Origin of the sequence: Pantoea sp. GM_Pan_4 (assembly GCF_026541005.1) — a bacterium.
Taxonomy (GTDB): Bacteria; Pseudomonadota; Gammaproteobacteria; order Enterobacterales; family Enterobacteriaceae; genus Pantoea; species Pantoea dispersa.
Genome location: NZ_JALNUZ010000005.1, coordinates 51,847 through 66,528 on the forward strand (window position 1 = coordinate 51,847; position 14,682 = coordinate 66,528).

13 protein-coding genes are annotated in these 14,682 nt (G+C 58.6%); 11 read left to right on the forward strand and 2 right to left on the reverse strand.

The features are described 5' to 3' along the window. Window positions 1-37: 37 nt before the first annotated feature. From hfq to OXR61_RS12955, 10 genes are all read left to right on the forward strand, one after another. Window positions 38-352, forward strand: a complete 315-nt coding sequence (hfq, locus tag OXR61_RS12910; protein WP_010618006.1) for an RNA chaperone Hfq — start codon at window positions 38-40, stop codon at window positions 350-352. Window positions 353-432: 80 nt separating this feature from the next. Then, window positions 433-1,713, forward strand: coding sequence for a ribosome rescue GTPase HflX (gene hflX / locus OXR61_RS12915; protein ID WP_021509763.1), 1,281 nt, complete (start codon window positions 433-435; stop codon window positions 1,711-1,713). 79 nt (window positions 1,714-1,792) lie between these two features. Then, a complete protein-coding gene (gene hflK / locus OXR61_RS12920) occupies window positions 1,793-3,028 on the forward strand; it encodes an FtsH protease activity modulator HflK (protein WP_021509762.1) in 1,236 nt (411 codons plus the stop codon). A 3-nt stretch (window positions 3,029-3,031) separates the two neighbouring features. Further along, window positions 3,032-4,036 (forward strand): protease modulator HflC, encoded by a 1,005-nt coding sequence (hflC, locus tag OXR61_RS12925; RefSeq protein WP_021509761.1) that lies wholly within the window; start codon window positions 3,032-3,034, stop codon window positions 4,034-4,036. A gap of 57 nt (window positions 4,037-4,093) precedes the next feature. After that, entirely contained in the window at window positions 4,094-4,294 is a 201-nt protein-coding gene (locus OXR61_RS12930; RefSeq protein WP_031280157.1) for a DUF2065 family protein, read from the forward strand. 175 nt (window positions 4,295-4,469) lie between these two features. Beyond that, complete coding sequence (locus OXR61_RS12935) at window positions 4,470-5,768, forward strand: adenylosuccinate synthase (protein ID WP_021509759.1); 1,299 nt, start codon at window positions 4,470-4,472, stop codon at window positions 5,766-5,768. Window positions 5,769-5,963: 195 nt separating this feature from the next. After that, window positions 5,964-6,407 carry a nitric oxide-sensing transcriptional repressor NsrR gene (gene nsrR / locus OXR61_RS12940; protein ID WP_021509758.1) on the forward strand — a complete coding sequence of 148 codons (444 nt, stop codon included), beginning with the start codon at window positions 5,964-5,966 and terminating at the stop codon, window positions 6,405-6,407. Window positions 6,408-6,423: 16 nt separating this feature from the next. Next, entirely contained in the window at window positions 6,424-8,862 is a 2,439-nt protein-coding gene (gene rnr, locus OXR61_RS12945) for a ribonuclease R (RefSeq protein WP_021509757.1), read from the forward strand. Window positions 8,863-9,000: 138 nt separating this feature from the next. Next, on the forward strand, window positions 9,001-9,735 hold the full coding sequence (gene rlmB, locus OXR61_RS12950; protein WP_021509756.1) for a 23S rRNA (guanosine(2251)-2'-O)-methyltransferase RlmB: 735 nt from the start codon (window positions 9,001-9,003) through the stop codon (window positions 9,733-9,735). Between the two features lie 95 nt (window positions 9,736-9,830). Further along, window positions 9,831-11,459 (forward strand): isovaleryl-CoA dehydrogenase, encoded by a 1,629-nt coding sequence (locus OXR61_RS12955; protein WP_021509755.1) that lies wholly within the window; start codon window positions 9,831-9,833, stop codon window positions 11,457-11,459. Here OXR61_RS12955 and bsmA read toward each other — a convergent pair. Both bsmA and OXR61_RS12965 read right to left on the reverse strand, forming a co-directional pair. Next, window positions 11,433-11,759: a biofilm peroxide resistance protein BsmA gene (gene bsmA, locus OXR61_RS12960; RefSeq protein ID WP_021509754.1), complete on the reverse strand. Its 327-nt coding sequence runs from the start codon at window positions 11,757-11,759 to the stop codon at window positions 11,433-11,435. The two genes, OXR61_RS12955 and bsmA, sit on opposite strands and share 27 nt — an antisense overlap. A gap of 55 nt (window positions 11,760-11,814) precedes the next feature. Further along, complete coding sequence (locus OXR61_RS12965) at window positions 11,815-13,746, reverse strand: methyl-accepting chemotaxis protein (protein WP_031280156.1); 1,932 nt, start codon at window positions 13,744-13,746, stop codon at window positions 11,815-11,817. 159 nt (window positions 13,747-13,905) lie between these two features. Here OXR61_RS12965 and yjfP point away from each other — a divergent pair, with 159 nt between their 5' ends. Next, window positions 13,906-14,655, forward strand: coding sequence for an esterase (gene yjfP / locus OXR61_RS12970; protein WP_021509752.1), 750 nt, complete (start codon window positions 13,906-13,908; stop codon window positions 14,653-14,655). Window positions 14,656-14,682: the final 27 nt, after the last annotated feature.

A 14,682-nucleotide genomic window follows, 5' to 3' on the forward strand; every position in this document is an offset into this window, starting at 1 on the left:
AAAGTAACAAACAACAAGCATATAAGGAAAAGATAGAATGGCTAAGGGGCAATCATTACAAGACCCGTTTTTGAACGCATTGCGTCGTGAACGTGTACCGGTTTCGATCTATTTGGTGAATGGTATTAAGCTGCAGGGACAAATTGAATCCTTTGATCAGTTCGTCATTCTGTTGAAAAACACGGTAAGCCAGATGGTGTATAAGCACGCCATCTCTACAGTGGTTCCTTCTCGTCCGGTTTCGCACCATAGCAACAACGCGGGCGGCAGCGGTGGCAGTAACTACCACCATGGCGGAAGCAACCAGGGCGCTCAGTCGCAGCCACAACAAGACGGCGATAACGCAGAGTAATTCTGCACGGCCGTAAAGCCAGGGCTGGGGAGCGAGTGCGTTTTCCCGTCCTGGTTATTTTATTTTAGCGAGGTTATAGCTTGTTTGACCGTTATGATGCCGGTGAGCAGGCCGTACTGGTACACATCTGGTTCTCCCAAGACAAAGAGCTGGAAGATTTGCAGGAGTTTGAAACTCTTGTCTCTTCTGCGGGCGTCGATGCGCTGCAAGTGATTACCGGCAGCCGTAAAGCGCCACATCCCAAATATTTTGTCGGTGAAGGAAAGGCAGTTGAAATTGCCGATGCGGTGAAAGCGAGTGGAGCATCGGTCGTTTTATTCGATCATGCCTTATCCCCTGCTCAGGAACGTAATCTTGAGCGGCTGTGCGAATGTCGCGTAATCGATCGCACCGGCTTAATTCTCGATATTTTTGCCCAGCGCGCCCGCACCCATGAAGGGAAATTGCAGGTCGAGCTGGCACAGTTACGCCATCTTGCCACCCGTCTGGTGCGCGGATGGACACACCTTGAGCGGCAGAAAGGCGGTATCGGCCTGCGTGGACCGGGTGAAACCCAGCTGGAAACCGACCGTCGCTTACTGCGCGGCCGCATCAGCCAGATTCTGTCCCGCCTTGAACGCGTGGAAAAACAGCGTGAGCAGGGACGTCAGGCGCGTGCGAAAGCCGATGTGCCGACCGTCTCCCTTGTGGGCTACACCAACGCCGGCAAATCCACCCTGTTCAACGCCATCACTTCAGCCAACGTATATGCTGCCGACCAGCTGTTCGCCACGCTGGACCCGACGCTGCGCCGCCTGAATGTGGCCGATGTCGGCGAAGTGGTGCTGGCGGATACGGTAGGCTTTATCCGTCACCTGCCGCATGACTTAGTGGCGGCGTTTAAAGCCACCCTGCAGGAAACCCGTCAGGCGTCGCTGCTGCTGCACGTGATTGACGCCGCGGATTTGCGCGTCAATGACAACATCGACGCCGTAAACGAAGTGCTGGCAGAGATTGAAGCCGATGAGATTCCGGTGCTGCTGGTGATGAACAAGATCGATATGCTGGATGGCTTTGAGCCGCGTATCGATCGCGACGAAGAAAACCGGCCGACGCGCGTGTGGCTGTCGGCGCAGAGCGGTGCCGGTTTGCCGCTGCTGTGGCAGGCGCTGTCCGAGCGCTTAGCCGGTGAAGTGGCGCAGTATGATTTACGTCTGCCGCCGGAAGCGGGCCGCCTGCGCAGCCGCTTCTATCAGCTGCAGGCGATTGAAAAAGAGTGGAATGAAGAAGATGGCTGCGTAGGTTTGCAGGTGCGAATGCCGATTGTTGACTGGCGCCGCTTGTGCAAGCAGGAACCGCAGCTCGCCAGTTATATTGTTTGACCGTTGCCCAACTCATTTACCCCAAGACGTGCCCGGCACGTGGCAGGGTAAACTTATATACAATAAATGGAGTAGAGACATGGCGTGGAATCAGCCCGGAAATAACGGACAGGACCGCGACCCGTGGGGAAGCAGCAATAACCAAGGCGGCAACTCTGGGGGAAATAAAGGAGGTCGCGATCAGGGACCTCCTGATCTGGATGATATCTTCCGTAAGCTGAGTAAAAAACTCGGCGGACTGGGCGGTGGCAAACAGAGCGATAACGGCCAGCGCAGCGGCGGCAGCGGTGGCAAACTGGTTGGCATTGTCGCCGTGGCGGCAGTGGTCATCTGGGCAGCCAGTGGTTTCTACACCATTAAAGAAGCGGAACGCGGGGTCGTGACGCGTTTCGGCAAATTCAGCCATCTGGTTGAGCCTGGCCTCAACTGGAAACCGACCTTTATCGATCAGGTGCGGGCCGTCAACGTCGAAGCGGTGCGTGAGCTGGCGGCGTCTGGCGTGATGCTGACTTCGGACGAGAACGTGGTGCGCGTGGAGATGAACGTGCAGTACCGCGTGACCGATCCGGAGCGCTACCTGTATGCGGTGACCAGTGCCGATGACAGCCTGCGTCAGGCTACTGACAGCGCGCTGCGCGGCGTGATTGGCCGCTCGACCATGGACCGTATCCTCACCGAAGGCCGTACCGTCGTGCGTAGCGATACCCAGCGTGAAATCGACGAAACCATTCGTCCTTACAACATGGGTATTACGCTGCTTGACGTCAACTTCCAGGCGGCGCGTCCACCGGAAGAGGTCAAAGCCGCGTTTGACGATGCGATTGCCGCCCGCGAAAACCGCGAGCAGTACGTGCGTGAAGCTGAAGCGTACGCCAACGAAGTGCAGCCGCGTGCTAACGGCCAGGCGCAGCGTATTCTTGAAGAGGCGCGAGCCTACAAAGAGCGTACCGTGCTGGAAGCGCAGGGTGAAGTGGCGCGGTTCGCGCGTCTGCTGCCGGAGTACAAAGCCGCACCGCAGATCACCAAAGAACGTCTCTACATTGAAAGCATGGAGCGCGTGCTCAGCCATACCCGCAAAGTGCTGGTTAACGACCGTGGCAACAGCCTGATGGTGCTGCCGCTGGATCAGCTGATGCGTGGCGGCCAGGCAGGCGGCCAGAGCGGTCAGAACAATGCCAATCTGATGAAGTTACCGTCGTCACCGGGCAGCAATGCCGGCCGCGGCGACACTTCATCCTACAGTCCGGACAGCATCATGGATCAGCGTCGCGCCAATGCGCTGCGTAACGATACCCAGCGCGAAGGGAGGGAGTAATCGATGCGTAAGCCAATCATCGCCGTAATTATTGTTGTTCTGGTGGTGCTGTACGCCTCACTGTTCGTGGTGCAGGAAGGCCAGCGCGGTATCGTGCTGCGCTTTGGTAAAGTGCTGCGTGATGATGAGAACAAGCCGCAGGTGTACGCACCGGGCCTGCACTTCAAAATTCCGTTTATTGAAACCGTGAAGTCGCTGGATGCGCGCATCCAGACCATGGATAACCAGGCCGATCGTTTCGTCACCAAAGAGAAGAAAGACCTGATTGTGGACTCTTACATCAAGTGGCGCATCAGCGATTTCAGCCGTTACTACCTCGCGACCGGCGGTGGCGATGTATCTCAGGCGGAAGTACTGCTGAAACGTAAGTTCAGCGACCGTCTGCGTTCAGAAATGGGCCGTCTTGATGTGAAAGATATCGTCACCGACTCGCGTGGCCGTCTGACTACCGACGTACGCGATGCGCTGAACACCGGCAGTGCCGGCAATGACGACGAAGTGCAGACGCCAGCCGCTGACGATGCGATTGCCAGCGCGGCTGCCCGCGTTGAGCGCGAGACCAACAGCAATGAGCCAGCGCCAAACCCGAACAGTATGGCGGCGCTGGGTATTCAGGTGGTCGACGTGCGCATCAAGCAGATCAACCTGCCGACCGAAGTGTCGGACGCGATCTACAACCGTATGCGCGCCGAGCGTGAAGCGGTAGCACGTAGCCAGCGCTCACAGGGTCAGGAAGAGGCGGAAAAACTGCGCGCCCAGGCCGATTATCAGGTAACCCGTACGCTGGCAGAAGCGCAGCGTCAGGCGCTGATCAGCCGTGGTGAAGGGGATGGTGAAGCGGCCAAGCTGTTCGCTGACGCCTTCAGCCAGGATCCTGATTTCTATGCCTTTATCCGCAGCCTGCGTGCCTATGAGAACAGCTTCGCGGACAATCAGGACGTGATGGTGCTGAGCCCGGATAGCGATTTCTTCCGCTATATGAAGGCGCCAACTAACGTCTCGCGTTAATAACTGTTATAACCTTGAGGCCGACACTGATGTCGGCCTTTTTTTTGGGAAAACAGAATGAACACAACCGTCTGGATGGCGCTGGCTTTGGTGCTGGTGCTGGAGGGATTAGGACCGATGCTGCTGCCGCGCCTGTGGCGTCGCATGATTCTGGCGATGACGCAGTTACCGGACCGTATACTGCACCGTTTTGGCGGCGGGCTGGTGGTGGCGGGCGTGGTGATTTACGCCATGCTGAGCACGCACGCGAATGGCTGAGCAAAAATCTGCACGCTGCCGCACGGCTAAATTGTGTCTGCTGCAGAGCATTGCCCCCAACATGTTGTAGTGATCAAAACTCAGGCAAAAAACAGCGCAATCGTATGCTAAAAGTGCTGAAAGAGTGAAAATCCGATGGTAGAATCCATTTTTAAGCAATCGGTGATTTTAGAAAATGGGTAAGAACGTCGTCGTACTGGGCACCCAATGGGGTGATGAAGGTAAAGGTAAGATCGTAGACCTTCTGACTGAACGCGCGAAATATGTTGTGCGTTACCAGGGTGGCCACAATGCAGGCCATACACTTGTCATCAACGGTGAGAAAACCGTCCTCCACTTAATTCCCTCTGGCATCCTGCGTGAAAACGTCACCAGCATCATTGGTAATGGTGTTGTGCTGTCGCCTGAAGCCCTGATGAAAGAGATGAACGGTCTGGAAGCGCGCGGTGTGCCGGTACGTGAACGTCTGCTGATCTCTGAAGCTTGTCCGCTGATTCTGCAATACCATGTGGCGATGGACCTGGCGCGTGAAAAAGCGCGCGGTGCCAAAGCTATCGGTACCACCGGTCGTGGTATCGGCCCAGCCTACGAAGATAAAGTTGCCCGTCGCGGTCTGCGCGTCAGCGACCTGTTCAACAAAGAAACCTTCGCCGTGAAGCTGAAAGAGATCGTTGATTTCTACAACTTCCAGCTGGTGAACTACTACAAAGAAGATGCAGTAGACTACGATAAAGTGCTGAGCGATGTACTGGCGGTGGCCGACATCCTGACCGGCATGGTCGTTGACGTGTCTGAACTGCTGGACGGCGCGCGTAAGCGTGGCGACCTGATCATGTTCGAAGGCGCACAGGGTACGCTGCTGGATATCGACCACGGTACCTATCCGTACGTGACTTCGTCCAACACCACTGCTGGTGGCGTGGCGACCGGTTCAGGTATCGGTCCACGCTACGTGGATTACGTGCTGGGCATCGTCAAAGCTTACTCGACCCGCGTCGGTGCCGGTCCATTCCCGACCGAACTGTTTGATGAAACCGGCGAATTCCTGTGTAAGAAAGGTAACGAGTTCGGTGCCACCACCGGCCGTCGTCGTCGTACCGGCTGGCTGGATGCGGTAGCTGTGCGCCGCGCGGTGCAGATCAACTCCCTGTCCGGCTTCTGCATGACCAAACTGGACGTGCTGGATGGCCTGAAAGAGGTGAAAATCTGCGTCGGTTACCGTATGCCGGATGGCCGCGAAATGATCACCACGCCGCTGGCGGCAGAAGGCTGGGAAGGCATCGAGCCGATTTATGAAACTCTGCCGGGCTGGAGTGAAAACACCTTTGGTGTTAAAACACTGGAAGGCCTGCCGCAGGCAGCACGTGATTACATCAAACGTGTTGAAGAAGTGACTGGCGTGCCGATTGATATTATTTCAACCGGTCCTGACCGTAGTGAGACCATGATTCTGCGCGATCCGTTCGACGCTTAATCACGTTTTGCAGGCCGGACACTGTCCGGCCTTCGTTTATCTGCTCTTTGACTCCGCTCACTTCATTTTTTCCTGCTGGTTTCAGGAGTTGCAGGAAAAAAGCGCTCCGGGTTTTCCACACTGGTTTATCATCAATGTTAATCGAAGCGCTCACGGGCGTTATAACAACAATATCGATGATTCACTGAGGTACATGTGCAGCTAACAAGTTTTACCGATTTCGGTCTGCGCGCCCTGATTTACATGGCGACATTGCCGCAAGGTCAGCAGACCAACATTACCGAAGTCACCGATACCTACGGGGTATCGCGTAACCATATGGTTAAAATCATCAATCAACTGAGCCGGGCCGGCTTTGTTGCCGCGACACGCGGTAAAAACGGCGGAATTCGTTTAGGCATGGACCCGGAAAAAATCGTCATTGGCGATGTCGTGAGAAAAATGGAGCCTTTGCAGCTGGTAAACTGTAAAGAGTGTGCGATAAATCCAGCCTGTCGCCTGCGTAGCGCGCTGAATAATGCGGTCCAGCTATTCCTGCAGGAACTGGATAAATATACGCTCGCCGACCTGGTGCAAAACAACGATTCGCTTTACCACATCTTATTGTCCGAACCGCCGGTGGCAATTCCACATAAATGACATCGGAGGAACCGTAATGTCAAAAGATCCCTTTCAGGATAGAGAAGCTGAAAAGTACGAAAATCCTATTCCCAGTCGGGAATTTATCCTCGCGCTATTAGAAAAGCGTGAAAAGCCGGCGAGCCGCGAAGAGATCGCCGAAGAGTTAAACATCACCAGCGAAGATCAGCTTGAAGCGCTGCGTCGCCGCCTGCGCGCCATGGAGCGTGACGGCCAGCTGGTGTTCACCCGTCGCCAGTGCTACGCCCTGCCGGAGCGTCTGGATTTACTGCGCGGCAAAGTGATTGGCCATCGCGATGGCTACGGCTTCCTGCGCGTTGATGGTCAGAAAGATGACTTCTACCTCTCGGCGGAGCAGATGAAGTTCTGCCTGCACGGTGATGTCATCCTCGCCCAGCCAGGCGGCTCCGACCGCAAAGGGCGGCGTGAAGCGCGCGTGGTCCGCGTGCTGGAACCGCGCAACAGCCAGATTGTTGGCCGCTACTTCACCGATGCCGGCACCGGCTTCGTGGTACCGGACGACAGTCGTCTGAGTTTTGACATTCTGATCCCGGCGGAAGAGACGCTGAATGCGCGCATGGGATCGGTGGTGGTGGTGGAGATCGTGCAGCGCGCGACGCGCCGCAGCAAAGCCATCGGCAAAATTACTGAAATTCTCGGCGACAACATGGGCACCGGTCTGGCCGTGGATATGGCGCTGCGCACCCATGAAATTCCCCACTCATGGCCGGAAGAAGTCGAGAAAGAGATTTCCAGACTGAAAGAGCAGGTACCGGAATCGGCGAAAAAAGGCCGCGTCGACCTGCGTGAACTGCCGCTGGTGACCATCGACGGTGAAGACGCGCGTGACTTCGATGACGCCGTTTACTGCGAGAAAAAACGCGGTGGCGGCTGGCGCCTGTGGGTGGCGATTGCCGACGTCAGCTATTACGTGCGTCCCGGCACCGCGCTGGATAACGAAGCGCAGCAGCGCGGCACCTCGGTCTACTTCCCGTCGCAGGTGATACCGATGCTGCCGGAGATCCTCTCGAACGGCCTGTGCTCGCTCAATCCGCAGGTGGATCGCCTGTGCATGGTGTGCGAGATGACCATCTCGGCCAGCGGTAAACTCACCGGCTTCAAACATTACGAAGCGGTGATGAACTCACATGCGCGTCTGACCTACAACAAAGTGTGGAGCATTCTGCAGGGCAACCCGGAGCTGCGTGAACAGTATGCGGCGCAGGTGAAGCACCTCGAAGAGCTGCACCGTATGTATGAGGTGCTGGAAACCGCCCGTGAACAGCGCGGTGGCATCTCGTTTGAAACCGACGAAGCCAAATTCATCTTCAACGCTGAGCGTCGCATTGAGCGCGTGGAGCGCACCGTACGTAACGATGCGCACAAGCTGATTGAAGAGTGCATGATTCTGGCCAACATCGCCTCCGCGCGTTTCGTTGAGAAACATCAGGAGCCGGCGCTGTTCCGCGATCACGATCGCCCGAGCGAAGACAGCATCACCAGCTTCCGTACCGTGCTGGGCGAGCTGGGTCTCAGCCTGCCGGGTGGGTCGAAACCGCAGCCGATCGATTATGCCGATCTGCTGACGCAGATTGCCGACCGTCCGGATGCTGAAATGCTGCAAACCATGCTGCTGCGTTCGATGAAGCAGGCGGTGTACGATCCGGAAAACCGCGGCCACTTTGGCCTGGCGCTGGCGTCGTATGCGCACTTTACCTCGCCGATCCGTCGCTATCCGGATCTGCTGCTGCACCGTGCCATCAAGTATCTGCTGGCCAAAGAGCAGGGCACGGTAAAAGGCAACACCACGCCAACCGGTGGTTATCACTACGATATGCAGCAGATGCTGCAGCTGGGTCAGCACTGTTCGATGACTGAACGCCGTGCCGACGAAGCGACGCGCGATGTGGCCGACTGGCTGAAGTGTGATTTTATGCAGGATCAGGTGGGTAACGTATTCAACGGCGTGATCTCCAGCGTGACCGGCTTTGGCTTCTTTGTTCGCCTCAACGATCTGTTCATTGATGGCCTGGTGCACGTCTCCACGCTGGACAATGATTACTATCGCTTCGATCCGGTGGGGCAGCGTCTGATTGGTGAATCCGGCGGTCGCACTTACCGTCTGGGTGATGCGGTGGAAGTGCGCGTTGACGCGGTGCACATGGATGAGCGCAAGATCGATTTCGCGCTGATCTCCAGCAAACGCGTACCGCGCGGTGAAGGGAAAACCGCGCGCGAGCGTGAGAAGCGTGGCGGCAAGCCACCGGCGAAGCGGCGTCGCGATGCGGGTCGCAAGGGCAACTTTGAGCCGGACGCCGCTTTCCGCGGTGAGAAGCAGCCGGCTGCGGCGAATAAAAGCGAGAAAAAAAGCAAAAAAGTCTCCGAAAAAACCCGTAAAATCGCCGCCGCAACCAAGGCGAAGCGCGCAGTGAAGAAGAAGGCCAGCGAAGCCTGATGGCCTCTTCACCCGCCAGCGGCCAGGTGCGTCAGCGCTGACGCACCTTGCTCAACCCTGTTTCGCAGGCTGCGCCCCAACGCGCAGCCTGATTAATGTTCTGTATTCAACGATATACATCCAACCTTGAGCAAAGTAATGAGTGAAATAATTTTTGGCATTCACGCCGTGCAGGCGCTGCTGGAGCGTGATCCCCAGCGTTTTCAGGAAGTCTTTATCCTTAAAGGCCGCGATGACCGCCGCCTGCAGCCGCTGATCGCCGCACTGGAAGCTCAGGGAATTGTGATTCAGCTGGCCAACCGCCAGTGGCTCGACGGCCAGGTCGAAGGCGGCGTGCACCAGGGTATCGTGGCGCGCGTTAAGCCGGGTAAAAACTATCAGGAAGGCGATCTGCCGGATCTGCTGGCTTCACTGGATCAGCCGTTCCTGCTGATTCTGGATGGCGTCACCGATCCGCATAACCTGGGCGCCTGCCTGCGCAGCGCCGATGCGGCTGGTGTGCATGCGGTGATCGTGCCGAAAGACCGTTCGGCACCGCTTAACGCCACGGCGAAAAAAGTCGCCAGCGGGGCGGCGGAAAACGTGCCGCTGATTCGCGTCACCAATCTGGCGCGCACCATGCGTCTGCTGCAGGAGTACAACGTCTGGATCGTCGGCACGGCCGGTGAAGCAGACCACACGCTGTATCAGAGCAAAATGACCGGCGCGATGGCGCTGGTGATGGGTGCGGAAGGAGAAGGCATGCGCCGCCTGACGCGCGAACACTGCGATGAGCTGATCAGCATCCCGATGGCCGGCAGCGTCTCTTCCCTCAACGTTTCGGTGGCCACCGGCGTTTGTCTGTTCGAAGCGGTGCGTCAGCGCCAGGCGTGATCGCCGCCGCAAAACCTCAGCTGTACCAGGCATAACTGCACATCCTCTCCATACTTATAGCCACATCAGTACGGGCAACAGGAGAGGAGAGTGCCATGGCCTGGACCACTCACAGCGTATTCAATCAACCATCTCCGCTCAGCAACAGCAATCTCTTCACCGGCGACAGCGCGCTGTGCGAGGCGGTGGTGCGTGAAGGGGCCGGCTGGGACCGCGAATGGCTGGCGTCCGTCGGCCTGCAGCTCGGCAGCGCGGAGTCACTGGAATTAGGTCGCCTGGCCAATGCACAGCCGCCGGAGCTGCTGCGTTACGACGCGCGCGGTGAGCGGCTCGACGAGGTGCGCTTTCATCCTGCCTGGCATCTGCTGATGCAGGGCGTGTGCGCCAGCCGGTTACATAACCTGAGCTGGCAGCCTGACGTGCAGGGCAGCGCCATGGTGGCACGCGCGGCGCGTTTCATTCTGCATGCGCAGGTGGAAGCCGGTTCACTCTGCCCGGTAACCATGACTCACGCCGCGATCCCGCTGCTGCAAACCCATCTGCCCGCTCCCTACGCCGACTGGCACGATCGGCTGCTGAGCGATCGGTATGATGCGCATCATCTGCCCGGCAGCCAGAAGCGCGGCCTGCTGATTGGCATGGGCATGACGGAGAAGCAGGGCGGCACCGATGTGTTGAGCAACACCACACGCGCCGAACCGCCTGGCACGCGTGCGCCGGGCGAACCCTGGCGCATCACCGGCCACAAGTGGTTTTTCTCGGTGCCGCAAAGCGACGCGCACCTGATTCTGGCGCAGACCGCCGCGGGGCTGAGCTGCTTCTTTCTGCCGCGCCTGCTGCCGGACGGCACGCGCAACGCCATTCGTCTTGAACGTCTGAAAGACAAGCTGGGCAACCGCGCCAATGCCAGTGCCGAAGTGGAGTTTCAGGATGCCTTCGGCTGGTTGATGGGTGAGGAGGGCGATGGCGTGCGGCTGATCCTGAAAATGGGCGGTATGACGCGCTTTGACTGTGCGCTCGGCAGCCACGGCCAGATGCGACGCGCGCTGGCGATAGCGCTGCATCACGCCGGTCAGCGCCAGGTGATGGGCAAAAACCTTAGCGATCAGCCGCTGATGCGCGCGGTGCTGGCGCAGCAGGCACTGCAGCTGGAGGGACAAACCGCACTGCTGCTGCGTCTGGCGCGCGCCTGGTCAACGCCAGCCAGCGCGCATGAACGGCTGTATGCACGCCTGTTCACTCCGGCGGCCAAGTTCGTGATCTGCAAAGCCGGTATGCCGTTTGTGGCTGAAGCCATGGAGGTGCTGGGCGGCATTGGCTACTGCGAAGAGAGTGAACTGCCGCGCCTGTATCGCGAGATGCCGGTGAACAGCATCTGGGAGGGCTCGGGTAACGTGATGTGCCTGGATGTGCTGCGTGTACTGGGACGGCATGCGGAGGTGCTTAGTATGCTGCAGGATGAGTTTGATGCAGTGAAGGGCAGCAATCGCCACTTCGATCGCTGCTGGCGTCAGCTGCGGTTGCAACTCGGCAACCTGCGCGAAGAGCAGGGACGGCAGGTCAGCGATATGCTGATTCGGCTGGCGAGTGCCGCGGTGCTGCTGAAAGCGGCAGAACCGCCGCTGGCGGACAGCTGGTGCGCGCGTTATCTTTCATCGCGCCCGGCACAGGCGCTGAGTGATGATCTGAGCGCACGCTTACTGCAGCGTGCTACTGCCGCCTGAGGGCGCGCCGTACAGAATGGCGGTGGCATACCAGAAGCCAGGCATGGTGGTCTCATCGACCATCAGGATCTGATAGTAAACCGCACCGCTCTGATTGGCGCGTGCAGCGATTGCACGCTGCACATCATCCGGCGAGCCGCGTGAATGGGCGCTGACGGTGCCAAGCTTCGGCAGGCCATAGCTTTGCGCGCGGGTGATCTCCTGCGCCTGAGTGGTGGGCGCTGGCGGGGGTTGTGGCGTGGTGTGCAGTGCGGCACAGCCGCTCAGCAGCAGGCCCAGCAGCAGAATAAGCGTACGCATGGTGGCTCCGGAAAACAGGCAGATGACTCAAGTGTAAGCCATCTGCCCCGGCTCATCAGTCGTTGAGGCGGAAAATACTCACCAACTGGGTCAGATGATGGCCTTTCTGACTCAGGTGCTGCGCCGTGTGCTCGGACTGGTTAATCATGTCGCTGCTCTGATGGGTCGCATGGCTGATGTGGTTCATCGCCAGATTGACCTGACCAATGCCCGCGGCCTGCTCCTGAGCGGCGATATTGATTTCCCCCATCAGGGTTTTCACCTGTTCGATATGGCTGACAATATGGCTCATGGCGTCACGCGTTTGTTCCGAGAGCGCATGGCCGGCGGCCACTTTGTCGATCGAACTGGCAATCAGCCCGTCAATCTCCTTCGCCGCATTGGCGCTGCGCTGCGCCAGCGCACGCACTTCCGCAGCGACGACCGCGAAGCCTTTGCCGTGCTCACCGGCGCGCGCCGCCTCAACCGCAGCGTTGAGCGCCAGAATATTGGTCTGGAAGGCAATCGACTCGATCACGTGGGTAATGTCGGCGATGCTCTGCGAGGCAATGCGAATCTCCGCCATGGTCTCTACCGAGCGCGCCACGGTGCTGCCGCCCTGGCTGACGGTGCTGGCGGCTTCACCGACCAGCGCCATCGCCTGACGCACGTTAGCGGCGGTTTGCGCCACGGTTGCGCCAAACTGCTCCATGCTGGCCGAGGTCTCTTCAACGCTGCTCGCCTGGCGGCCAATCTGCTCGCTGATGCTGGAACTGCTGGCCGCAATGGTGTCGGTGCCGTCGCTGATCTCACGCGCGGCGGCGCGTACCTGGCCTACCACTTTCTCCAGGCCGTCGCCAATGCCGTTAATCGCGCTCACCAGCTGGCCGATCTCGTCGCGGCGCGCTGAGTCGAGGTGCGCCTGCAGATTACCCGCCGCATACTGCTCGGCCAGATGGATCACCTGCTGCAGCGGCCGGGTAATGGCGCGCCGGCTATACAGCACAAAGCCAATCGCAAAGGCGAGCACCAGCGCCAGGCCAATCAGTATGAACAGATTGCGGCTGTGGGTGATCGGTGCCAGCAGGCTGGCGCGGCTGACTTCACCGGCGATAATCCAGTTCCAGCCCGGCAGTTGCTGCCATGCCAGCAGGCGGGTTTCGCCCTGATGCGCGATCTCCAGCAGGCCGTGCGGCTGCGTCAGGATCTGCTGCTGTACGCTGCGATCCCAGTCCGGCAGCTTGCCTTCTGACTGACGGGCAAACAGATACTGGCCCTGTGCGCTGCCCGGTGTGCCGTTCAGCACGAAGAAGCTGCCGCTGTCGCCGAGACGTCGCGCCAGCACTTTCTCCCGCATCAGCGCGTACTGTTTATCAATCTGCACGCCAACAAACAGAATGGCGATCACTGCGCCGCTGTCGTCCTGCACCGGCTGGTATTGGGTGATGTAGCGATGGCCGAACAGCGTCGCCAGGCCGCGATACACTTCGCCCTTATTCACGCTGCGCCACGCTGCACTGCTGCGGTCAAGCTGGGTGCCCACCGCGCGGCTGCCATCCTCTTTCTTCAGTGAGGTCGCGATGCGAATGTAATCCTCGCCGTCGCGCACAAAAATGGTGGAGACTGCACCGGTACGATCGAGAAAATCGTCCACGGCGATCTGATCGAGGTTGAGGGTTTTCAGCCCGGCACGCAGCGTCGGCGTGCTGAACGATCCCACCTGAATGCGTGAGCTGTCGTCACGGCTGAATCGCTTTGGTAAAAAGCTCTGAAACAGCCGGGTATAGTTCGCCACTTCTTCCGATAAGGTCGCGTTAAACATCGTGGCCATTTCATTAATGCCGAGCACCTGGTTTTGCATATCGTCGACAGCTAACTGCTCCAGCTGGCGCGCGGCGTTATGGCTGAGCGTTAACGTCAGGGCAAACAGCACGATTGCCACACTGAAAGACGTCAATACAGACAGCTTAATTCCGAGACTCATGGCGCTGAGAGAGAGACGCTTCATAAAGTACCTTTAATAAATAACTGGAGGGGTACAGGATCAACGGCAAAATGCGGCAAATGTTTAGGGCAGAAATTAATCGAAATAAATGTGATGTGGCTCGCGTTTTGGCCGGCAGCACGTACACTGAGACCAGTGATAATCATTCTCAACGGAGACGGTATGATTGAGTTGGCAACGGAGAACCTGGCGGGCATTGAGTGTATTCACGCGGCACCGGCCGGACAGCGGCTGGCGCGCTTACCCACCATCCTGTTTTATCACGGATTTACCTCGTCGAAAGAAGTGTACAGCTACTTTGCCGTGGCGCTGGCGCAGGCCGGTTTCCGTGTGGTGATGCCGGATGCAGAGATGCACGGCGCACGCTACAACGGCGATACCGACGCGCGCATGACGCACTTCTGGGAGATTTTGCGCCAGAACATTGATGAAGTGCCGCTGCTGGAAGCGGCGCTGCGCGACAACGATTGGGTGGCGGACGAGCGTTTCGCCATTGCCGGCGCCTCAATGGGCGGGATGACCGCGCTGGGCGCGATGGCGCGCTATCCACACCTGCACAGCGTTGCCTGCCTGATGGGCTCCGGTTACTTCATGCAGCTCAGTCAGACGCTGTTCCCGCCGCTGGTAGCGCACACGCCAGAGCAAAAAGCGGCGTTACAGGCGCGGCTGGCCCCGCTGGCAGCCTACGATCCCTGTCAGCAGCTGGCGCAGCTGGCTAACCGGCCGCTGCTGTTATGGCACGGTGAAGCGGATGAAGTCGTACCGTTTGCCGAAACGGTACGGCTGGAGAAGGCGTTGCGCGAGGCGCAGCTCGACAGCCGGCTCACCTTTCTGGCGGAAAAGCAGATCGGGCACAAAATCACGCCGCCAGCGCTCACCGCGCTGGTCAGTTTCTTTAAACATCATTTGTAAAACGGAACGGGCTGGCGGCGCGGAGCA